Source organism: Micrococcus sp. GbtcB5 (assembly GCF_019091605.1).
Taxonomy (GTDB): domain Bacteria; phylum Actinomycetota; class Actinomycetes; order Actinomycetales; family Micrococcaceae; genus Micrococcus; species Micrococcus luteus.
In genome coordinates this window covers 1-21,169 of the sequence record NZ_JAGXJK010000019.1, presented here as the reverse complement: position 1 = coordinate 21,169, position 21,169 = coordinate 1, and the positions used below count along the sequence as shown (strand labels likewise).

General features: G+C 70.9%; 23 protein-coding genes. 6 read left to right on the top strand and 17 right to left on the bottom strand.

Features of this window, described 5'->3' with window-relative positions; genetic code table 11:
• Positions 1-462: 462 nt before the first annotated feature.
• The gene (locus tag KVS67_RS08365; protein WP_036313201.1) at positions 463-933 is read left to right on the top strand and encodes a PKD domain-containing protein; all 471 of its coding nucleotides are present in this window, start codon (positions 463-465) and stop codon (positions 931-933) included.
• Between the two features lie 68 nt (positions 934-1,001).
• Here the strand turns inward: KVS67_RS08365 and KVS67_RS08360 are convergent, their stop codons facing one another.
• From KVS67_RS08360 to KVS67_RS08345, 4 genes are all read right to left on the bottom strand, one after another.
• The gene (locus tag KVS67_RS08360; protein ID WP_036313199.1) at positions 1,002-1,247 is read right to left on the bottom strand and encodes a hypothetical protein; all 246 of its coding nucleotides are present in this window, start codon (positions 1,245-1,247) and stop codon (positions 1,002-1,004) included.
• Positions 1,244-1,603 carry a hypothetical protein gene (locus KVS67_RS08355; protein WP_020628069.1) on the bottom strand — a complete coding sequence of 120 codons (360 nt, stop codon included), beginning with the start codon at positions 1,601-1,603 and terminating at the stop codon, positions 1,244-1,246. Before KVS67_RS08355 ends, KVS67_RS08360 begins: the two co-directional genes overlap by 4 nt.
• 92 nt (positions 1,604-1,695) lie before the next feature.
• Positions 1,696-2,547, bottom strand: a complete 852-nt coding sequence (locus KVS67_RS08350; RefSeq protein ID WP_217565242.1) for an SOS response-associated peptidase — start codon at positions 2,545-2,547, stop codon at positions 1,696-1,698.
• Between the two features lies 1 nt (position 2,548).
• The gene (locus KVS67_RS08345; protein WP_095695660.1) at positions 2,549-2,797 is read right to left on the bottom strand and encodes a hypothetical protein; all 249 of its coding nucleotides are present in this window, start codon (positions 2,795-2,797) and stop codon (positions 2,549-2,551) included.
• Between the two features lie 204 nt (positions 2,798-3,001).
• On the opposite strand from KVS67_RS08345, the gene KVS67_RS08340 reads away from it, so the two are divergent.
• Genes KVS67_RS08340 through KVS67_RS08330 form a run of 3 tightly spaced genes read left to right on the top strand, consistent with a single transcriptional unit; the run spans position 3,002 to position 5,405 of the window.
• Positions 3,002-4,096 carry an S-(hydroxymethyl)mycothiol dehydrogenase gene (locus KVS67_RS08340; RefSeq protein ID WP_217565241.1) on the top strand — a complete coding sequence of 365 codons (1,095 nt, stop codon included), beginning with the start codon at positions 3,002-3,004 and terminating at the stop codon, positions 4,094-4,096.
• On the top strand, positions 4,096-4,752 hold the full coding sequence (locus tag KVS67_RS08335) for an MBL fold metallo-hydrolase (protein WP_217565240.1): 657 nt from the start codon (positions 4,096-4,098) through the stop codon (positions 4,750-4,752). The genes KVS67_RS08340 and KVS67_RS08335 overlap by 1 nt, the downstream gene beginning before the upstream one ends.
• Positions 4,753-4,784: 32 nt before the next feature.
• Complete coding sequence (locus KVS67_RS08330) at positions 4,785-5,405, top strand: uridine kinase (protein WP_036313189.1); 621 nt, start codon at positions 4,785-4,787, stop codon at positions 5,403-5,405.
• Between the two features lie 31 nt (positions 5,406-5,436).
• On the opposite strand, the gene KVS67_RS08325 is transcribed toward KVS67_RS08330, so the two are convergent.
• The 9 genes from KVS67_RS08325 to nrdH form a co-directional block, all read right to left on the bottom strand.
• Positions 5,437-6,204 carry a lipoate--protein ligase family protein gene (locus KVS67_RS08325; RefSeq protein ID WP_036313186.1) on the bottom strand — a complete coding sequence of 256 codons (768 nt, stop codon included), beginning with the start codon at positions 6,202-6,204 and terminating at the stop codon, positions 5,437-5,439.
• On the bottom strand, positions 6,201-7,067 hold the full coding sequence (locus KVS67_RS08320) for a thioesterase family protein (RefSeq protein ID WP_036313183.1): 867 nt from the start codon (positions 7,065-7,067) through the stop codon (positions 6,201-6,203). The genes KVS67_RS08325 and KVS67_RS08320 overlap by 4 nt, the downstream gene beginning before the upstream one ends.
• Before the next feature lie 87 nt (positions 7,068-7,154).
• A complete protein-coding gene (locus tag KVS67_RS08315; RefSeq protein ID WP_036313181.1) occupies positions 7,155-7,832 on the bottom strand; it encodes a methionine ABC transporter permease in 678 nt (225 codons plus the stop codon).
• Positions 7,829-8,923: a methionine ABC transporter ATP-binding protein gene (locus KVS67_RS08310; RefSeq protein WP_078026103.1), complete on the bottom strand. Its 1,095-nt coding sequence runs from the start codon at positions 8,921-8,923 to the stop codon at positions 7,829-7,831. Before KVS67_RS08310 ends, KVS67_RS08315 begins: the two co-directional genes overlap by 4 nt.
• A 3-nt stretch (positions 8,924-8,926) precedes the next feature.
• Positions 8,927-9,832: a MetQ/NlpA family ABC transporter substrate-binding protein gene (locus KVS67_RS08305; RefSeq protein ID WP_073115374.1), complete on the bottom strand. Its 906-nt coding sequence runs from the start codon at positions 9,830-9,832 to the stop codon at positions 8,927-8,929.
• A gap of 507 nt (positions 9,833-10,339) precedes the next feature.
• Positions 10,340-11,311, bottom strand: coding sequence for a class 1b ribonucleoside-diphosphate reductase subunit beta (nrdF, locus tag KVS67_RS08300; RefSeq protein ID WP_036313177.1), 972 nt, complete (start codon positions 11,309-11,311; stop codon positions 10,340-10,342).
• Between the two features lie 261 nt (positions 11,312-11,572).
• The gene (gene nrdE, locus KVS67_RS08295) at positions 11,573-13,750 is read right to left on the bottom strand and encodes a class 1b ribonucleoside-diphosphate reductase subunit alpha (RefSeq protein ID WP_036381627.1); all 2,178 of its coding nucleotides are present in this window, start codon (positions 13,748-13,750) and stop codon (positions 11,573-11,575) included.
• Entirely contained in the window at positions 13,747-14,214 is a 468-nt protein-coding gene (nrdI, locus tag KVS67_RS08290; protein ID WP_004167610.1) for a class Ib ribonucleoside-diphosphate reductase assembly flavoprotein NrdI, read from the bottom strand. The genes nrdE and nrdI overlap by 4 nt, the downstream gene beginning before the upstream one ends.
• An 11-nt stretch (positions 14,215-14,225) precedes the next feature.
• Positions 14,226-14,471 (bottom strand): glutaredoxin-like protein NrdH, encoded by a 246-nt coding sequence (gene nrdH, locus KVS67_RS08285; protein ID WP_036313172.1) that lies wholly within the window; start codon positions 14,469-14,471, stop codon positions 14,226-14,228.
• Between the two features lie 411 nt (positions 14,472-14,882).
• On the opposite strand from nrdH, the gene KVS67_RS08280 reads away from it, so the two are divergent.
• Complete coding sequence (locus KVS67_RS08280) at positions 14,883-15,188, top strand: GNAT family N-acetyltransferase (RefSeq protein WP_063189611.1); 306 nt, start codon at positions 14,883-14,885, stop codon at positions 15,186-15,188.
• A 9-nt stretch (positions 15,189-15,197) separates the two neighbouring features.
• Here KVS67_RS08280 and KVS67_RS08275 read toward each other — a convergent pair whose 3' ends face one another.
• The 4 genes from KVS67_RS08275 to KVS67_RS08260 all read right to left on the bottom strand — a co-directional run bounded on the left by KVS67_RS08275 (position 15,198) and on the right by KVS67_RS08260 (position 19,523).
• Positions 15,198-16,241: a hypothetical protein gene (locus tag KVS67_RS08275; RefSeq protein ID WP_063189610.1), complete on the bottom strand. Its 1,044-nt coding sequence runs from the start codon at positions 16,239-16,241 to the stop codon at positions 15,198-15,200.
• A gap of 206 nt (positions 16,242-16,447) precedes the next feature.
• Positions 16,448-17,518: a DUF305 domain-containing protein gene (locus KVS67_RS08270; protein WP_063189608.1), complete on the bottom strand. Its 1,071-nt coding sequence runs from the start codon at positions 17,516-17,518 to the stop codon at positions 16,448-16,450.
• Between the two features lie 122 nt (positions 17,519-17,640).
• Positions 17,641-18,546, bottom strand: coding sequence for a class F sortase (locus tag KVS67_RS08265; protein ID WP_063189606.1), 906 nt, complete (start codon positions 18,544-18,546; stop codon positions 17,641-17,643).
• Positions 18,547-18,626: 80 nt separating this feature from the next.
• Positions 18,627-19,523 carry a LysR family transcriptional regulator gene (locus KVS67_RS08260; protein WP_044659074.1) on the bottom strand — a complete coding sequence of 299 codons (897 nt, stop codon included), beginning with the start codon at positions 19,521-19,523 and terminating at the stop codon, positions 18,627-18,629.
• A gap of 145 nt (positions 19,524-19,668) precedes the next feature.
• On the opposite strand from KVS67_RS08260, the gene gabT reads away from it, so the two are divergent.
• Complete coding sequence (gene gabT, locus KVS67_RS08255; RefSeq protein ID WP_041103009.1) at positions 19,669-20,991, top strand: 4-aminobutyrate--2-oxoglutarate transaminase; 1,323 nt, start codon at positions 19,669-19,671, stop codon at positions 20,989-20,991.
• Positions 20,992-21,169 lie beyond the last annotated feature (178 nt).

Below are 21,169 nucleotides of genomic sequence, written 5' to 3'. Positions count from 1 at the left end.
GCAACTGCCTGCATCGCCCTAACGCTGATTCAAGCGCCATCGGCGCACGCACAGCGCGCGAATACCTGCACCGATGTTCCCATTAGCGGCAAGCGAGAAGACGTCGAATTTAGGATTCGAACGCAGTGCAAGAAACAGTCGCGAACACAGCCCCCTCAGCCGGCCTCCGAACCGGTATCCGAAGTTACCGCTCCAGGAGCCAGAGAAAAGCCGGCAATCGAGCAGCGCACTGTAGACGCCTGTTTCCCGAATCAAGAAAACAATTCCGATTTTGGGACGTGTCGCGAACAGACCGAGGCCTTTTGCCCAGAAGGGGCATGGGTACGTGAGCAGTTCGTCGACACAACTCGCCCAGATAGGGATCCCTACTACAGCCGGCCGGAATGCGTTACTGCGGTTTCGCCAGGCCCAGCAACAGACGGCGCCCCGCCCGTCTCCATCGACGAGGTCCGCACGCTCCTCGTGCTGAAGCCTGAGATCCGGTCGGACAATGGCGGACGCGGGATCCGCAATGCGGAGACCAACTTCTACGCAGACGCCGAGACGCGCACGCTCGTCACCACCCTCAACGGGGTCGAGGTCGAACTCCGCGCCACGCCGGTGAGCTTCCGCTGGGACTACGGGGACGGGTCCCCCACCAAGACCACCTCGGTCGCAGGCCAGAGCCAGCCGGAGTTCAACGTCCCCACCCCCACGAGCCACGTGTACGAGGACACCGGGCAGTACACGGTCCGCCTCACCACCGTCTACATCGGCGAATACCGGGAGGCCGGGGGCGAGTGGGTGCTCATCCCGGGCACCATCAGCCTCGACTCGGCCCCCGTCACCGCGGACATCTGGCGCACCATCACCCGCAATGTCGCCGATGACTGCAGCGTCGACTCCTCAGCCTGGGGCTGCACCGGCCCCATCGAATCCACTCCGGCCGGCTGAGCACAGACCGCGGGGCGGCCGACGGTCTCCCGTCCACCGCCCCGCGGCCCACTCGTCGGGCAGGTGCGTCAGACCCGGCGCACCCACCCCCGGGCCAGGAACACGAGTCCCGCGCCGACGGCCGCGAGCGCTCCGAGCGCGCCCGCCGGCACCTCACGCCCGGTCTCGACCGTGTCCGGGGTCGTGTGGGCGTCCTCCCCCGCCGGCACGTTCAGGGCCCGGGGCTTCTGCCCATCCGCGAGCGACTCCACGAGTGCGAAGACGTCGGACCGCTCCGCGTCCTGGGTGATGATGACGTCCTCACTCCTGGTCACCCCGTCCAGCGACCAGTCGCGAACGAGGCGGTCGTCGGTCGGGTATGTCGCGTCGGCGAGGTAGTGAAACCCGGTGAAAATTCCAACGCGGTGTCGCGCCAGAGGGTGCCCCAGCGCGGACCCCACGAGAGTTCCGCGACCGACGCGTCGTCGCCCTGGCGCTTGGACCACAATGGCAGCTCCACGCCCGGCTCGGCGTACTTCAGCGCGAGGACCCGCTCGGGGTAGTCCCCAAACACGGGGTCGGCCCGGCTGTGCTCGCCCCACGCGTAGACGAGCCCGGCAGAGGGGCCTCTGTTGCCCTCCGGAATGCCGGCGGTCTCGTCGTCGAGGGCGGCCACCGGGGTGCCGCCCACGGACAGGGTGAACAGGAGATGACCGTCTCCGGCCTCACCGCGGCACCGCGCTTCCGCGTCTCACGGGCAGGTCATCCCCGTCGCCCCGTCTCTCAGAGCAGCGTTCCCTGCTGCTCTCTCATCTCCTGGATCAGTTCTGGCCCGTTGTTCCGGACGTTCCCCACGGCGCTCCCCACGGGCCGCAGCGACCAGCCCGCCGCGACGTCGTACGCGCCGGCGCACACCTGGCCCACGAGGGCGTCGGCTTCTTCGGCAGACCCGAGCGTGTCCGGAGCGAGCCACCGGTCCATCGTCTCGGCATCCATGGGCACGGGCAGCCGGTCGTGCAGCTGGCCGAGCGCGGCGAGCACCGGATCGTCGTCGTCCGCGTCGGGCGCGGCCATGGTGAGGATCGTCGTCGAGAGGACCCAGGCGTCCTCCCCCGCGGCCTTGGCCTCGGGGTCCTGCCACCACTCGTACAGGCCGGCGAACCAGATGACCGGCCCCTCGCCGTCCCCGGCCCCGGCCGGGTGCACGTAGTAGGACTGCTTCTTCGCGGCCCGCCCGTCGGGACCCTTGGCACCAGGCTCCGGCGCCTTCCACTCGTAGTAGCCCTCCACCGGCACGGCGCAGCGGCGGGCGCGGACGGCGGCCCGGAACGTCGGCTTGGAGGCCACGGTCTCCGAGCGCGCGTTGAACGCACGGGACCCCACGGACAGCTCCTTCGCCCACGGCGGCACCAGGCCCCAGCGGGCCACGTGGATCCGCCGGGTCACCCCGGCACCGCCGTCGCCCCCACGGGCGCCTCCGGCACCGCCGTCGTCCGCGTGCGCCACGAGGATCGGCACCTCGGCTGTCGGCGCCACGTTCCAGCTCTGGCGCAGCACCAGCTCCTCATTCGTCTCGGCATCGCCCAGGGCCACCAGGTCGCTCGTGGCGCGGGCCATCACGTAGCGGCCGCACATGTCAGCGGTCCCTCCCGTCCCGGCCGCGCTCGACATACATCCACACGATGCCGAGGGCGAAGCCCATCATCGCGCAGCCGATCACGGTGCCCCAGGGCCTCTCGGTGCCCAGTCCGAACACCACGCCCAGGCCGACCCCGATCAGCAGCCCCACCAGCGGGATGCGCCACTGCGCGAGCGTGTCGGCACCGGCCGGAGCACCGGCTGGAGCCTCGTACGCCTCGTCCTCGTCTCTGCCATGTCGTGCCACGGTTCGCCCCTCCGTTCGCATCGATGTTGCGGGTCAGGTTGCAGTCTCCCCCGGCCGCCGTGGTGACGCCACACACCAGGCCCCCGGCTGCCCACCGATGCGTCGCACAGGGTCCTGTGATGGGATGGGCAGAACGAGCCCGCACGCCGCGCCGCCTCACGCATGCGCGGCATCGGGCAGATCCCCACCACCAGGAGGAACAACGTGTCCCAGAAGGTCCGCGGCGTCGTCGCCATGGCGAAGGACGCCCCCGTCACCATCGAGACCATCGTCATCCCCGATCCGGGACCCGGCGAGGCCGTCGTCGACATCAAGACCTGCGGCGTCTGCCACACGGATCTGCACTACCAGCAGGGCGGGATCGGCGACGAGTACCCGTACCTGCTCGGCCACGAGGCCACGGGTGTGGTCTCCGCGATCGGCGAGGGCGTCGACCACGTCAAGGTCGGCGACACCGTGATCCTCAACTGGCGCGCCGTGTGCGGCGAGTGCCGCGCGTGCCGGAAGGGCGAACCGAAGTACTGCTTCAACACCCACAACGCGACCCAGAAGATGACCCTGGAGGACGGCACGGAGCTGTCCCCGGCCCTGGGCATCGGGGCGTTCGCGGACAAGACGCTCGTCCACGCCAAGCAGTGCACCCAGGTCGACGGCGTCGACACGCCCGAGGAACAGGCCGCGGTCGGCCTGCTCGGCTGCGGGATCATGGCCGGCATCGGCGCGGCCATCAACACCGGCGAGGTCAAGCGCGGCGAGTCCGTGGCCGTGATCGGCTGCGGCGGCGTCGGCGTGGCCTCGATCGCCGGGGCGAAGCTCGCCGGCGCCACCACGATCATCGCGGTGGACATCGACGCCAAGAAGCTCGCCAAGGCCAAGGAGCTCGGCGCCACCCACACCGTGAACTCGAAGGACGAGGACCCCGTGGAGGCCATCCGCGCGGTGACCGGCGGCTTCGGCGCCGACGTGGTCATCGAGGCGGTCGGCCGCCCGGAGACCTACGAGCAGGCGTTCTACGCCCGGGACCTGGCCGGCCGCGTCGTCTTGGTGGGCGTGCCCACCCCCGGCATGGAGCTGGAGCTGCCCCTGCCGGAGGTGTTCGGCCGCGGCGGCGCGCTGAAGTCCTCGTGGTACGGCGACTGCCTGCCGGAGCGCGACTTCCCGATGCTCGTGGACCAGTACCGCCTGGGCCGCCTGCCGCTGGACGAGTTCGTCACGGAGACCATCGCTCTCGATGAGGTGAACGAGGCCTTCGAGACGATGAAATCCGGCGACGTCCTGCGCTCGGTGGTGGTGCTCTGATGGCGCGCATCGATCACCTGGTCACCTCTGGCACGTTCTCCCTGGACGGGGAGACGTTCGACGTGGACAACAACGTGTGGATCGTCGGCGGCGCGGAGCAGTGCGTCGTCATCGACCCGGCCCATGACGCCTCGGCCGTCTGGAAGAAGGTGAACGGCCGCCAGGTGCTGGCCATCGTCCTCACCCACGGCCACGACGACCACATCCGCCAGGTCCAGGAGTTCCGCCAGATCGTGGACGCCCCCGTGCTGCTCCACCCCGCAGACCGCATGCTCTGGGACGACGTCTTCCCCGACGAGGAGCCCGACGGCGCGCTCGCCGAGGGCGACGTCCTGCGCGTGGCCGGCGTCGAGCTGCGGGTGCTGCACACCCCCGGTCACTCCCCCGGCTCGGTCTGCCTGTACGCCCCCGCCCTGGGCGAGGCCGGCGACGACGGCGCCCCGACCGGCGTCGTGTTCTCCGGCGACACCCTGTTCCAGGGCGGGCCCGGCGCCACCGGCCGCTCGTACTCGGACTTCGACACGATCATCGAGTCCATCCGCGAGCGCCTGCTCCCGCTGCCGGAGGCCACCGTGGTCCACACCGGCCACGGCGACTCCACCACGATCGGCACGGAGAAGCCGCACCTGCAGGAGTGGATCGACCGCGGCCACTGAGGACGCGCCGAGGTGGGGAAGAATGGTCCCCCGTGACCATCCTCCCCGCCTCGCCACCTCCCTCCGTGATCCTGCTCGGCGGCGCGTCGGGCTCCGGCAAGTCCTACCTGGCCCGGCAGCACGGCCGACCCCACCTCTCGCTCGATGCGTTCTACCGTCCGCAGTCCGACGACGGCGCCGCGGGTGGGCCCGGCCCCGTGTTCCCGCGCACCCCGTATGGCGAGATCGACTGGGACCACCCCGGAACGTGGGATGAGCAGGCGGCCGTGGACGCGGTCGTCGAACTGCTCGAGGAGGGCGCCACGCGCGTGCCCGACTACGACATCTCCACGTCCTCCGTCCGCGGGCACAGCACCGTCGCGCTCGAGCCGGGCGGGGTGATCGTGGCGGAGGGCATCTTCGCCGAGCGCATGCCCGCCGCCCTGGACCGGGCCGGAGTCCGCTACGCGGCCTGGTACATCGACCAGGCGCGGACCACGACGGCGGCCCGCCGGTTCGTGCGCGATGTCGCCGAACGCCGCAAGCCGGTGCCGTTCCTCGTGCAGCGGGGCTGGTCCCTGTACCGGACGGACGCGGCGCGCCGGGCGGCGGCCGTGGCGGCCGGCTTCACCCCGCGACGCAAGCGGGAGATCATCGCGGATCTCACGGCCTGACGGGCCGCCCGCAGCCGGGCCGCCCGTGCCCTCAGCCGGCGGTGCCCGCGGTGAGGACGGCGAGCTGCTCGTCCACGACCTCGAGCCCGGCGGCGGCCCACGCCGTGTACTCCTCCCGCAGGGCCGCGGCGAACGCGGGAACGCTCACCCCGGGACGCACGTCCTCGGCCGCGCCCGCCGTACGGGGATCCATGTCCAGGCCGAGCTCCCGGTAGACGTCGACGAGCACGGCCCGCAGCGGGGCGGGGTCGGACACCACCACGTGGGTGGAGAACAGGAACGCCCCCTTCACCACCCGCTGCGCGGAGCCGGCCAGCTTCACCGGGTATGTCGGCGCAGGACCCTGCACGGAGAACTCGCCCGGGCAGTACTCCCCCGGAATCTCGCCCACGGAGGCGGGCACGTCCATGCGCGCGAACGCCCGCACGAACAGGTCGGCGAACTCCGCGAACCGGGCCTGCTGCGTGAGCGCCGCGTCCTCCTGCTGGCTCAGGTGGTCCACCACCAGGCAGCCGTGGTGGTAGGCCGCCGCCCGTCCGCCGGCCCGGCGCACCACCGGCTCGAAGCCGTGGGCGCGGGCCGCCGCGGCCGCGGCCTCGAAGCCGGGCAGCCGGGCGTCGCGCTGGCCGAACGCGACCGTCGGTTCGGGCACGTACACGCGGATCAGGCCGTCGAGGGCCCTTCCCTCGGCCGCGGCGGCGCGGAAGACGGCCAGCTCGTCCATGGCCCAGTCGAGGTCTTCGACGGCCCCGAGGGTCCGCTCCTGCACGGCCCAGCGCAGCCGGGGAGCTGCGCTCACAGGCCGCCCTCGGCCGGCCAGGAGCGCAGGGTGAGGGTCTGCTCGGCGTGGGCGAAGGGGCCGTCGTCGTCGTGGAGGACGGTGCTGGTCAGGCCCACGCCGTCCGGGCCCACCGTGACCTGCCCCGCGAGGCCGAGCCAGTGGCCGGTGGGCTCGCGGTACAGGTGGATCTGCAGGTCCACGTTGGGGAAGAACCACCCGCCCGGTTTCGCCGGCAGGGCCGGGGCGATCCCGTTGGCCGCGTCGGTGAGGCTGATCAGGCGCACCAGGTCGCTCGTGCTCTCCCCCGCCACCATCTCGCGGTCCGTGGTGAGCCACACCCGGCCGTGGCCCGGCCCGTGGCCGGGCAGGACGACGCCGTCGAGGGAGGCGATGTACCCGCCTCCCCATCCGTGGAGCGCGTTGTGCGACTGCGCCTGCGAGCGCGGCGGGAGGGGCTCGTCCGGCAGCTGGGCGACGGCGGAGGTGTCCGAGGTGGACAGCAGCCAGGCGCGCAGGGTCAGCACGGTGCGGCCCCGGGCGTGGAGCACGGACTCGACGAGCTCGATGGTGCGGCCCGGACGCAGGGTGCGCGTGACCACCTCGAGCTCGCCCGACCAGAGCGTGCCCAGGATGTCGTAGGAGAGCCGTCCCACCCGCAGCCCGGGAGTGGTCTCGTGCGCAGCCACCTCGTGCAGCAGCAGGCCCGAGACGGCGGCCATGTGCATCTCCTCTTCCCGCCATGCGCCCTGGGCGTGCACGGTGGAGCGCACGCGGGAGGTGCGGACGCCGTCGGCGTCCACGGTGGGCTCGCCGAGGCGGACGTAGAAGGCCAGGGGATCGCCGGCGACGGAGGTCGCGGGGGTGGAGGTGATGTCGGTCATGGGCCGAAGTCTGCCAGAACGACGACGACGGCCGGTGACGTCCCCGCGGGATGTCACCGGCCGTCGTCGTGCGGACCGAGCCGGGGTTCAGCGGCGCATGACCTTGCGGGCGATGCCGTTGCCGATCAGCTGCAGCGCCTGGACGAACACGATCACCACGATCACGGCCAGCCAGGTGACCTCCGGACGGAACCGGTTGTAGCCCTCCACGATGGCGAAGTTGCCGACGCCGCCGCCGCCGATGATGCCCGCCATCGCGGACATGTCCACGAGCGAGATGATCACGAACGTGAAGCCGAGGATCAGCGGGCCGAGGGCCTCGGGCAGCACCACGGCGCGCACGATCCGCATGCGGGAGGCGCCCATCGCGCGGGCGGCCTCGATCACGCCGGGGTCCAGCGAGACGAGGTTCTGCTCCACGATGCGGGCGATGCCGAACGTGGACGCCCAGATCATGCAGAACACCACGGCGGTGTTGCCGATGCCGGTGCCGAGCACCGCGATGGTCAGCGGCTGCAGGGCGGCGATGAGGATGACGAACGGGATGGGCCGGATGAGGTTCACGATGAAGTTCGTGACCAGGTAGACGGCACGGTTGGCGAAGATGCCGCCCGGGCGCGTGGTGTAGAGGACGAGCCCGACCAGCAGGCCGAGGATGCCGCCGAGGATGAAGGACCAGCCGACCATGTAGAGGGTGTCCCCCACGGCGGTCATCAGCTCGGGGCCGTAGTACCCCCAGTCGAGGTTCTGGAATCGGTCGATCACTGGTGCACCTCCTGCACGTCTCCGGCGCCGGCCAGGTCCGCGACAAACGCGTCCACCGCGGCGGCCTCGCCCGTGAGCGCCACGGTGAGCAGGCCGTACGCGGAGTCCTTGGTGGCGGACATGCCGCCGTGGACGATCTCGAAGCCCACGCCGCGCGTCGATGCGGTGCCGAGCACCGCCGAGACCGCGGCGGAGTCCTTGAGCGAGACCATGATCAGCCGACCCTCGGTGCGCGCCCGGATGCGGGCCACCTCCTCGGCATTCGGCCGGTCCTTGAGCGCCGTGGCCACGAAGGACGCGGCGTCGGCGGAGTGGGCGGGCCGAGAGAAGAGGTCGTAGACCTTGCCGGACTCCACCACGCGGCCGCTGTCCATCACGGCGACGCGGTCGGCGATCGAGCGGATGACCTCCATCTCGTGGGTGATGGCCACGATCGTGACCCCGAGCTCCTCGTTGACGCGGCGCAGCACGGAGAGCACCTCGTGCGTCGTCGAGGGATCCAGGGCGCTGGTGGCCTCGTCTGCGAGCAGGATCTCCGGCTCGGCGGCCAGGGCGCGGGCGATGCCGACGCGCTGCTTCTGGCCGCCCGAGAGCTGCTCCGGGTAGTGCTTGGCCTTGTCCGCCAGGCCGACGAACTCGAGCAGCTCCGCCACGCGAGCGCGGCGTTTGGACCGCGGCCAGCCGGCCGTGTCCAGAGCAAACTCGATGTTCCCGGCCACCGTGCGGGAGGTCAGCAGGTTGAACTGCTGGAACACCATGCCGATGCGGGTGCGCAGCGGACGCAGCTTCGCTTCGGAGAGATGGGAGACCTGCTGGCCCAGCACCGTGACGGTGCCCGACGTCGGCTTCTCCAGCCCGTTGATCATGCGGATCAGGGTGGACTTGCCGGCGCCGGAGAAGCCGATGACGCCGAAGACCTCGCCGCGGTTCACGGCGAGCGAGACGTCGTCCACGGCCTTCACACCGGCACCCTTCTTGGCGGCGTAGACGCGGCTGACGTGGTCGAAGACGATGACCGGCTCCCCCGGGGCGCCCGCGGAGGGGCGCCCCGGGGTGACCGCGTCACGGTCGGACGTATGGGAACCTGCCATGGATCAGGCGCCCTGCTTCGCGATCGCGTCCTGGTACTGCTTCAGGGTCTCGTCGATCTGGGCGGTGTCGAGCTGCACCGGCACGCTCGTGCCGGAGGAGAGCTTCGCGGACTCATCCAGCACGGGCTGCTCGTGGTACAGGGCCGCGATCTTCTTGTAGGTCTCGTTGTCGCGGTCCTCGCGACGCACGGCGAAGCCGTTGACGTACGGCTTGGCGGAGTCGTCCTCGGGGTCGTCCTTGAACAGGGCGGTGTTCGTGTCGATGCCGGCGTCCGCCGAGAAGGTGTTGTTGATGACCGCGCCCTGCACGGACTCGAGCGCGTTCACGGTCTGCTGCGCGGCCACGGGCTGCACCGTCACGGTGGAGGCGGCCTCGTCGATGTCGCGGACCTCCGGGCGGATGGTCTCATTGGACAGCTTCAACAGGCCGGCGGCGACGAGCACATTGATGGCACGGGCCTGATTCACGGTGTCGTTCGGGATGGCGACGGTGTCGCCCTTCTTGAACTCGGAGACGTCCGTGTACTTCTTGGAGTACAGGGGCAGCGGGATGATCTCGGTGGTCCCGATCATCGTCAGGTCCTTGCCGGAGGCCTGGTTGTAGTCGGCCAAGTAGGCGATGTGCTGGAACCAGTTCATGTCGATGTCGCCGTTGTCCAGCGCCGGGTTCGGCTGCGTGTACTCGGTGAAGTTGCGGATCTCGACGTCGATGCCGTGCTTCTCCTTCGCGAGCTTCACCAGGGCGCGGTGCGACTCGTTCTCGGACACGACGCCGATGCGCACGGTCTGGGCGCCGTCGTCGCTCTTCTCCTCGGCCTGCGAGTTGCAGGCGGTCAGGGCGAACGCGCCGACGGCGGCCAGGGACAGGCCGGCGAAGGAGCGGCGGGAGATGTTCGAGGGGGTCGTCATGGGGTTCTCCTTGGAGGACGGTGCGACGTCGCCGGCGCGGGTGGGCACGGCGGGTGCGGAACGGTGCGGGGTGGGCCGTGCGGTGGGTGATTCCCCGCGGGGCACAGCACGGCGGGCGGGGGGCGAGAGACGCCCCGAGCCGGAGGCCGGGATCCTTTCGAACGCTGCTCTTGCCCGTCCCCCAGTCACCGCGGGCTCCCCTCGAGGGGTCTGCGCGCAGCGGAGGCGGGCCGCTTCTCGGTCCGTTGCCACCCGTGAACATGGGGTTGGCGAGCGGCTCGTCGTGGGACCACGTGGACCCGCCGAGGCGGGGTCCACAGCCGCTTCTCCTGAAGCTGGGCCCAAGCGTATCGCAGCGTGTGCGCTCCATCGGGCAGGGCGGTGACGCGCAGCGTCATACTGCGGGCCCGGGTGTCGACGTGTGATGCCCCCGCGAGACGACGACGGCCGGGCGCCTCCGCGGGGAGGCGACCGGCCGTCGTCGGGACGGGGCTCAGGCGGGCGAGGTCAGAAGTCCCAGTCCTCGTCCTCGGTGTTCTCGGCCTTGCCGATCACGTAGGAGGAGCCGGATCCGGAGAAGAAGTCGTGGTTCTCGTCCGAGTTCGGGGAGAGCGCGGAGAGGATCGCGGGGTTCACGTTCGTGGTCTCGGCCGGGAACATGGGCTCGTAGCCCAGGTTCATCAGCGCCTTGTTCGCGTTGTAGTGCAGGAACTTCTTCACGTCCTCGGCCAGGCCGACGGCGTCGTAGAGGTCATGGGTGTACTCGACCTCGTTCTCGTACAGCTCGAACAGCAGCTCGAAGGTGAACGCCTTGAGCTCCTCCCGCTTCTCCTCAGGCAGGGTCTCGATGCTCCGCTGGTACTTGTAGCCGATGTAGTACCCGTGCACGGCCTCGTCGCGGATGATCAGGCGGATCAGGTCGGCGGTGTTGGTGAGGCGGGCGTGCGCGGAGAGGTACATGGGCCAGTAGAAGCCCGAGTAGAAGAGGAAAGACTCGAGCAGGGTGGAGGCGATCTTCTTCTTGTACGGGTCCTGGCCGTCATAGCGCTCCACGATCAGGCCGGCCTTGGCCTGCAGGTTCCGGTTCTCACGGGACCAGCGGAACGCCTCGTCGATCTCCGGGGTGGAGGCCAGCGTGGAGAAGATCGAGGAGTACGACTTCGCGTGCACCGACTCCATGAACGCGATGTTCGTGAGGACGGCCTCCTCGTGCGGGGTCATGGCGTCCGGGATGAGGGAGACGGCGCCCACGGTGCCCTGGATCGTGTCCAGCAGCGTCAGGCCCGTGAACACGCGCATGGAGAGCAGTCGCTCCTCATCCGTGAGGTGGGACCAGGACTGGACGTCGTTGGACAGCGGCACCTTCTCCGGCAGCCAGAAGTTGTTGACGAGGCGGTTCCACACCTCCACATCCTTCTCGTCCTGAATGCGGTTCCAGTTGATCGCCTCGACGAGGTGGGACTGCTGGGTCTCGGTCACGGCAGGGCACATCCTTCAGAAGAATTCGTTGAGAATCCGCGGATTCCGGGGGCTCACGGGAGCACGGTCATCGGGGCGCGGGTCCCGGACAGTCTAGGCCCGCAGGTGCAGCGGCAGCCACTCGGGCAGGTCCGGGCTCACAACGTCGTGGGCCCGCCCCGTCCGTCCGTGCGCGCCGCCCCGCTTCGAGGCGGGAAATCGAGCGCACCCGCGCTCAGAAGCGCGGAATACGCGGGATTTCCCGCCTCGAAGGGTCGGCTGTCAGAGCATGCAGCTGACGCAGCCCTCGACCTCGGTGCCCTCCAGCGCGAGCTGGCGCAGGCGGATGTAGTAGATCGTCTTGATGCCCTTCGTCCACGCGTAGATCTGCGCGCGGTTCAGGTCACGGGTGGTGGCCGTGTCCTTGAAGAACAGCGTCAGGGACAGACCCTGGTCCACGTGCTGCGTCGCCGCGGCGTACGTGTCGATGATCTTCTCGTAGCCGATCTCGTACGCGTCCTCGTAGTACTCGAGGTTCTCGTTGGTGAGGTACGGCGCCGGGTAGTACACGCGGCCGAGCTTGCCCTCCTTGCGGATCTCGATCTTTGAGGCCACCGGGTGGATCGAGGAGGTCGAGTTGTTGATGTACGAGATCGAACCCGTCGGCGGGACGGCCTGCAGGTTGCGGTTGAAGATGCCGTGCTCCATGACGGAGGCCTTCAGCTCACGCCAGTCGTCCTGCGTGGGCAGGGCGATGCCGGCCTCAGCGAACAGCTCGGCGACGCGCTCGGTGGCGGGCGCCCACTCCTGGTCCGTGTACTTGTCGAAGAACTCCCCCGAGGCGTACTTCGAGTCCTCGAACCCGCCGAACCGCTGGCCGGTCTCGATCGCGATCCGGTTCGAGGCACGCAGCGCGTGGAACAGCACCGCGTAGAAGTACATGTTCGTGAAGTCGATACCCTCCTCGGAGCCGTAGTGGACGCGCTCGCGGGCCAGGTAGCCGTGGAGGTTCATCTGCCCCAGGCCGATGGCGTGGGAGGCCGCGTTGCCCTTGGCGATGGACGGCACCGACTGGATGTCGGACATGACCGACACGGCCGTCAGCGCCCGGATCGCGGTCTCCACGGACCGGCCGAAGTCCGGCGAGTCCATGGTCTTGGCGATGTTCATCGAGCCGAGGTTGCACGAGATGTCCTGGCCCACGTGGGCGTAGCTCAGGTCCTCGTTGTACTCGGAGGCCTCGGAGACCTGCAGGATCTCGGAGCACAGGTTGGACATGGTGATGCGGCCCTTGATCGGGTTCGCGGCGTTCACGGTGTCCTCGAACACGACGTACGGGTAGCCGGACTCGAACTGGATCTCGGCGATGGTCTGGAAGAACTCGCGCGCGTTGATCTTGGTCTTCTTGATCCGCGCGTCGTCGACCATCTCGTAGTACTTCTCGGTCACGGAGATCTCGGAGAACGGCACCCCGTAGACACGCTCGACGTCGTACGGCGAGAACAGGTACATGTCCTCGTTCTTCTTCGCCAGCTGGAACGTGATGTCCGGGATCACGACGCCGAGGGAGAGGGTCTTGATGCGGATCTTCTCGTCCGCGTTCTCGCGCTTGGTGTCGAGGAAGCGGTGGATGTCCGGGTGGTGCGCGTTGAGGTACACCGCTCCGGCGCCCTGGCGCGCGCCGAGCTGGTTGGCGTAGGAGAAGGAGTCCTCGAGGAGCTTCATCACGGGGATGACGCCGGAGGACTGGTTCTCGATCTGCTTGATGGGCGCGCCGTGCTCGCGGATGTTGGTCAGCGAGAGGGCCACGCCACCGCCGCGCTTGGACAGCTGCAGGGCGGAGTTGATGCCGCGGGCGATCGACTCCATGTTGTCCTCGATGCGCAGCAGGAAGCAGGAGACGAGCTCGCCGCGCTGCTTCTTGCCCGAGTTGAGGAACGTGGGGGTGGCCGGCTGGAAGCGGCCGGCGATCATCTCGTCCACCAGGTGGGTGGCCAGCTCCTGGTCGCCCCGGGCCAGGTGGAGGGCGACGACGGCGACGCGGTCCTCGTAGCGCTCGAGGTAGCGCTTGCCGTCGAAGGTCTTCAGGGCGTACGAGGTGTAGAACTTGAACGCGCCGAGGAATGTCGGGAAGCGGAACTTGGCCTTGTAGGCACGATCGAACAGGCCCCGGATGAACTCGAAGGGGTACTGCTCGAACGTCTCGGTCTCGTAGTAGTCGTTCTTCTGCAGGTAGTCGAGCTTCTCCTCCAGGTCGTGGAAGAACACCGTGTTGGTGTTGACGTGCTGCAGGAAGTACTGGCGCGCGGCCGCGTGGTCGGCCTCGAACTGGATGCGACCGTCGGCGCCGTAGAGGTTCAGCATGGCGTTGAGCTCGTGGTAGCCGAGGTTCTGCCACTCGGCGGGCATGTTCTTCGCCTGGCGGATGAGGTCCGCCTCGGTGGGTGCGGTGGTGGTCATGTCCACAGTCCTTCCAGGCCGCCGCGGACGCGTTCGACGTCGTCGGGCGTGCCCATCAGCTCGAATTTGTACATGAGGGGCACCTGGCACTTGCGGGAGATGATGTAGCCGGCCAGGCAGTAGCCCTCATGGAAGTTGGTGTTCCCGGACGCGATCACGCCCCGAATCCAGTGACGGTTCTCCGGGACGTTGAGGAACTTGATCACCTGCTTCGGGACCGCGCCCGGCCCGCTGCCCCCGCCGTAGGTGGGGGTCATCAGGACGTACGGGGCGGTGGCCCCGAGGGTGGGCTCCCGGGTGATCAACGGCAGTCGAGCCACCCGGTCCTCGGGCAGCTCGAGCTTCTCGACGAAGCGGTGCGTGTAGTTGGAGGCGGAGGAGAAGTAGATCAGTCCCGCGTCGGTGGGGACGAGCCCCTGCGCCTCGGCCGAGCGGATGTGGCTCGGGTCCGCGGCGACGGTCATGTCGGCTCCGGTCAGGCCACCGATGCCGCGGCGGACTCGGCGAGCTCGGCGATCTTGTCCGGGCGGAAGCCGGACCAGGAGTCGGTCTCGGTGACGACGACGGGGGCCTGCATGAAGCCGAGGGCACGGACGCGCTCGAGGGCGGCGGGGTCCTGGGACATGTCCACGACCTCGTAGGCGATGCCCTTCTTGTCCAGTGCACGGTAGGTGGCGTTGCACTGCACGCAGGCCGGCTTGGTGTACACGGTGACGGTCATGGCGATCCCTGTTCCTTCGTGGTCTCTGGTGGTCTGCGGGTGTCGGCGCGGCGCTCGCGAGGTGCATCGCGGGGCGTGCCGAACATCTGCGTCGATACTACATCTAGTGATCACGGCCGGGAACCATCCCTACATGTAGTAGTCACACCGCTGTAGTTACGTATCCCCACCCTCTGCCCATCCTGTCCACACCCTGCTGTGCGAGACGATCCGCGCGGACATGCGGGACACGCCGGGACCGAGGTCGACTGTCCACAGCCGGTGGAGATCTCGGGGCCGGGTTCCCACAGCCGGAAAGTCGAGTTCGCCACGTCTGCGAGCGGCGTGTCCGACCCCCGCGGACCACTACATGTAGGAGCCCGCCGCCGGCCGGCACCGGAATACCCCGTCACCACCGGGGGTTGCCCCGGCATGAGCACCTCTCCCACCGTCACCCGCAATGACGCCGAGTCCCGTTACGAGCTCCACGACGGCGGCACCCTGCTCGCCGTCCTCGACTTCCGGGACAACGGCGCGGCCGTCTCCCTGAACCGGGCGTTCACCATCCCCGTGCACCGCGGCCGGGGCCACGCCGCCGCGCTGACCGCGGGCGCCGTCGAGGACATCGAGACGAACGGCGGCCCCGCGGGGGGCCGCCGCATCGTGCCGATGTGCTGGTACGTCGCCCAGTGGTTCGACGAGCACCCGGAGAAGAGCGCGGTGCTCGCGCCCCGCTGACCGGAGCGGTCAGACCGCGAGGCGGTGCCGGCGCACCACGGCCAGGACGCCCGCGGCCAGCACCGCGACGGCGACGGGCCACGCCGCCGGACCACGCCCGGTCTCGACCGTGTCCGGCACCGTGTGCTCGCCGTCGGCCGGGTCCGCAGGGGTCTCGGGCTCCGCCGGCGAGGTGGGAGTGTCGGGATCGGCCGGCTGACCCGGAGCCAGAGCGTCGTCGAACAGACCGGCCACGGGGAAGGTCACGAACCCCGGGATCCGCCCGTTCTCCCAGTCGTAAAGGTCCACGCGGGGGTCGCCGAACCGCACGGTCACCGTCCGCGTCGTCGTCACGCCGTCCCTCGTGGCCCGCGGGGTGACGGTGTCGGATCCGGTGAAGCCCTCGGGCGCCTGGTAGACGTAGCCGCGCGGACCGCCGGTCTCCTCCTCCGTCACCTCGACGGCCCGGCCCTCGGCCGGGCCCGCGACGAGCGTCAGCGGCGCTGCCTCATCGCCCGTGTTCGAGGAGATGAACACGTATCGCTCCCCCGGCGCCGCGAGCAGGGTGGTGTCCCAGACGGTGGGGAGCATGTGGAAGCCGAGCTCATGACGCTGGTCGGCGCGCAGTGGCTCGCCCGGGTCAGCATCGGTGAGGTCGGCGTCCGGACCGTAGGTGAGGGCGGCCACCTCGCCGCCCAGGACGTAGAGGGCGTAGACGACGGGGCCGGTCCCCGACTCGCCCAGGCTCCGCCGGGCCGCGGCGACGTCGAAGTCACCGCGCTCCAGCTCGTCGTCGTACGTGAACGGGACCTCGGTCTCGGCGCCGCGGGCCTCCCCCTCCAGCACCGGAGCCACCGTCAGGCGGACGTCGGACTCGTCCACCTCGAACTCGGTGCCGAAGGAGGCGCCGGTCTCACCCTCCGCGCTGGCCACGAGGAAGGATCCGCCAGGCAGGCCGTGCTCGGCGGTCCATCCGGCGGGGTGGGCGGGTGAGGCGAGGGCGGGGGTCGCCCCCACGAGAAGGACGCCGGCGCCCAGGGCGGCGGCGAGGCGGGTTGGTCGGGCGGTGCGCATCGTGCTCCTCCAGGGGTGCGGTGCTGCGACGGGCCGAAGGGTTCCCCGGCTCGGACGCCCGAGGTCGACCGGATGCCGCACTCGCCGCGTCGGCACGAATCTACGCCGCACGGACGTGATGCGGGTCACCGTCCGGTGACGAAGCGCTATCGACTCGGTCACGGCGACGCCCGATGCGGATCGGGCCGGCCTGCCGACGCGGCGCGTCAGCGGGACGCGCTGGGCGAGGGGCTTGCCCCGGAGGAGGGGCGCGGGGTGGCCTGCGCCGTGTCGGCCGGGCTGGGCGACGGGCTCGCCGATGCGGCGTCCCGCCCCCGCTGGTCCTCGGCGTCCCGGCCGGACGCGCTGGCGGAGCCCGAAGCGCTGGAGGAACTGGGCGAGCTCGACGACGGCAGCACCGGCTTCTGGGTGGCGCGGAAGTTGCGCACCCGCTGCACCGGCTCCGGGACGAAGTCCGAGGGGACGGAGCCGCCGTCGGCGCCGGTGCCCTCGATCTTGATGGGGCCGGTGAACCCGGACGGTTCCGCCGTGCGCGCCCCGCTCGACCCGATCACGCCCATCTCCCCGAGCGTCGCGGCCAAACTCTCCAGCTCCTTGCGATGGCCCTCGACCACGCTGGAGGCCAGCTCCTTCGCCGCGTCGTCCGAGCCGTCCTCCGCCTCCGTGGCGGAGATCGTCAGCGCGCCCTGATAGAGGCGGCGCATCTGGAGCAGGTAGATCCGTCCTGCCTCCTCCGGCTCGGCGGCGGCCAGCACGTTCTTCTCCCGGTCGGACAGGAGTCCGGCGCGCAACTCGTCGCCCACGATCTGGGTCGGCTCCGCGTCCTCCGTGGACTCGGGCTGCGCAGACGGGGTCGACTCGGCACCCGCACCGCGCACGTCATCCGAGGGGACGCCCCAGCCCTCGAGCATCGACTCGAGCCGGCGCGCCCGCTCCTCGTGCTCGGACTTCATCCGTTCGGCGGTGGCCCGGATCTCCTGGTCCACGCCGTCCTTGCCCAGCACCTCATCGGACTGCTGGATCGCGTCGCGGTGGTTGCGCAGCAGCAGACCCGCGAACTGGATGTCCGCCGCGAGCGGGTCGGCGGACGTCTGGCTGGGGCTGGCCAGCACGCCCTCCAGGTAGGTGTTCCCCGCCTCCGTGCCACCGGTCTGTCCGGGCTCCTCGGCGACGCTGCAGCCGCCGGTGGCCAGGGTGATGCTCAGGAGCGCCCCTCCGACGGCCACGCTCCAGCGGCGGGGGCGCACGCGGGCGGGGGCGATGTCGGCTCGGCTCATGGGCGCAGGTCCTCTCGGCGGTCGTCACCCGGTCACGGGGTCAAGGGCGGTCCGACGCGGTCGGCCGCCCCGGCCTCCCCAGGGTACCCCTCCGGCCTCCCGGCCCCGGGGTCGCCGCGGCCTCAGGCGACGCGGGTGGCCTGCACCACCCAGTTGTTGAAGGCGTTCCCGGCCATCCCGGTGCCCGGCACGAGGTCGCACGTGATCAGCGTGACCTTCGCGTCGTCGCCCCCGGGCTCCCATGCCCAGCGGTGCGACGGATCCTGGGTGAGCGCCTCCTTCTCCACCGAGACCGCGTCCGCGTCCGCCTCGAAGGCGGCCTGCGTGCCGTCGTCGTATGTCACCACGACGACGGCACCCGCGCGCACGTCGCCCAGGTTCCAGAACACGTCCCGCACGCCGTGGTAGACGACGTGCCCGGCCAGGACCCCCGCGTACCGGGACCGCTCCCCCGGCGTGGTGCCCCACTGCGGCGGGCCGTACCAGCCGACCGTCTGTGGCTCCGGGTCCAGGTCGCCGCCCTCATCCAACTGCGTGAGGTCGATCCCCGCTCCGACGATCTGCTCGCCGTCCTGGTGGACGTCCACGTGCACGGGCGTCGCCGTGACCTCGTCCCACGGGGCGGCGGGGCCGGAGAGGTGGGCGGCCGCGGCGGGGGTCGGCTCCTCGGACGGTGCCGGCTCCTCGGACGGCGCCGGCTCCTCGGTGGGGGTCGGCTCCTCGGACGGCGTGGGTGTGCCGGCGAGCTCCTGGGTCTCGACGGGAACCGCCGCCTCCCGCGTGGGTGACGCCGAGGACGGGCTCGGCGTCGGGGTCGGGGTGGCCGTCGTTGCGGGGCTGGGCGTGAAGCGTGCCGAGGACGGCGACGGCGACGGCGACGGGGTCGCGGACGCCGTGGCGCTGAGGGTGGGGGCGGCGCTGATCGGCACGGCGCCGACCGCCAGCACCCCGCGCAGCGCGAGGAACACGAGTCCCAGGCACAGCAGCACCAGGACCACCCACAGGGCGCGTCGGACGGTGGTGTTCATCCGGGTTCTCCCCTCGTGTGCATCGACGCGGCCCGCCCGGGGCCGCGTCCGACGACGGCATGGTCTCACGCGCTCCGGCCTCAGCGCGGCGCGTCATCCCCGGGCTCGGCATAGCGGTCCCGGACGAAGGCCTGCAGGCGACGGGCGAGCGCCTGCAGCGTCTCGGCGGCGAAGTGGTCCTCCCGCCACGCCGCGTGCAGTCGTACCGCGAGCGTCCGCCCCTGCGCGATGACCCGCACCGGCGTCAGCCCGAAGGCCGGGTCCTCGGTGACGACGGCGACGCCCGCCCCCGTCGCGACCAGGGCCTGGGCCACCCGCCCGGAGTTCGCCTCGACGAGGGCCGGCGGCGTGAGGCCCGCCACGGCCACGGCGCCGTCGAGGACGCGTCGCGCCATGAAGGTGCGGGCGGGCGCGACGACGGGTTGGGCCACGAGGTCGTCGAGGGACACCCGCGTCCGGCCCGCCCAGGGGTGGCCCGGGGCGACGTACGCCCAGACCGGCAGGTCCATCAGCGGCAGCGACGCGACGGAGGGGGGCGGCACCGTCGGCATCACCACGAGGTCGTGCCGCGCGACGGCGTCGAGCAGCGAGTCGTCCAGCTGGGTCTCCGCGACGCGCGGGCGCGGGTCCTCCTCGCCGAAGGTGGCCACGAACGGCAGCACGACATCGATGAGGGTGGTGCCCGGCGCGGCCACGGCCACGTCCGTGAGCCGACCGGAGGCGAGCGCGCGGGCCGCCTGCTCCGCCCGTCGATGGGCGACGAGGACCTCGCGCGCCACCGGGAGGAACGCCTCGCCGGCCGTCGTCAGCTCGAACCGGCCGGCGACCCGGGCGAACAGGGGCAGGCGCAGCTCACGCTGAAGCCGCTGCAGCTGCCGACTGAGCGCGGACTGCACGAGATCCAGGCGGATCGCGGCCCCCGAGACCGTGCCGACCTCGGCCACCGTGACGAAGGCCCTGAGCAGTTTCTCGTCCATGCCGGATGAGCATAGCCACCATGCCAGATCATCACTGGACGGCATGGACTCGACGCCCCACCATGGGAGGACGCGGCCCGACGCGTCGTCGTCGTGCCCGCCCGTCGTCCACGCTCCCCGTGAGCCGTCCCCAGGAGGCATCCCCATGACCGCCACCCCCGACCTCGAGCAGACCCGCCATCTGGCCACCGAGCTGCCCGGCCCTCGCTCCCGTGAGCTCGCCGAGCGCCAGAAGCGCGCCGTCCCGGCCGGCGTGGCCACCACCATGCCGGTGTACGCGGCCCGCGCCGCGGGCGGCATCCTCGAGGACGTGGACGGCAACCGCCTGATCGACCTGGCCTCCGGCATCGCCGTCACCTCCGTGGGCGCCTCCCACCCGCGCGTCGTGGCCGCCGTCCAGGAGCAGGTCGCGCAGTTCACCCACACCTCGTTCATGATCACGCCCTACGAGGGCTACGTGGCCGTGGCCGAGCAGCTGGACCGCACCAGCCCGATCCCCGGCGAGACCCGCACCGCCCTGTTCAATTCCGGCGCCGAGGCCGTGGAGAACGCCGTCAAGGTGGCCCGCGCCTACACCGGCAAGCAGGCTGTGGCCGCGTTCGACCACGCCTATCACGGCCGCACCACCCTGACGATGGCGCTGACCGCCAAGTCCATGCCCTACAAGCACAGCTTCGGACCGTTCGCCCCCGAGATCTACCGCGTGCCCGGCTCCTACCCGCTACGCGACGGCCTGTCCGGCGCCGAGGCCGCGCAGCGTGCCATCTCCGCGCTGGAGAAGCAGATCGGTGCCGACAACCTGGCCGCCGTGATCATGGAGCCGATCCAGGGCGAGGGCGGCTTCATCGTCCCGGCCGAGGGCTTCCTGCCGGCCGTGGTCGAGTGGTGCAAGGCCAACGACGTCCTGTTCATCGCGGACGAGGTCCAGTCCGGCATCGCCCGCACCGGCGCCTGGTTCGCCTCCGAGACCGAGGGCATCGAGCCGGACCTGATGGCGACCGCCAAGGGCATCGCCGGCGGCATGCCGCTCTCCGGCGTCACCGGCCGCGCCGAGGTGATGGACTCCGTGCACCCGGGCGGCCTCGGGGGCACCTACGGCGGCAACCCCGTCGCCACGGCGGCGGCGCTCGCCGTGTTCGAGGCCGTCGAGGAGGACGGTCTCCTGGAGAAGGCCCGCCGGATCGAGCAGGTCATCCGCGAGCACTTCGCGCAGAACGCCGACGACCGCATCGCCGAGGTCCGCGGCCGCGGCGCGATGATGGCGATCGAGTTCGTGGACCCCGCCACCGGCGAGCCGGACGCGACGCTGACCGCCACCGTGGCCGCGGCCGTGCGCGCCGCCGGCGTCATCCTGCTCACCTGCGGCACCTACGGCAACGTCGTACGCTTCCTGCCGCCGCTGACCATCGGTGAAGACCTCCTCAAGGAGGGCCTGAGCGAGGTCACGAACGCGCTGCAGTCCGCCTGAGCCCCCGCCACCGGCGGACCGACGACGACGGCCCCGCATCCCTGCCCGGGATGCGGGGCCGGCCGCCCGTCCGCGGGGGGCTCAGATGGCCGCCCCGTTAGCGGGGGCGCCCTCGTTCTCCCCGGCCTCCGTGCGCCGGGGCCTCTCGGCGGGGGAGGTCCCGCGGGCCCCCCTGCCC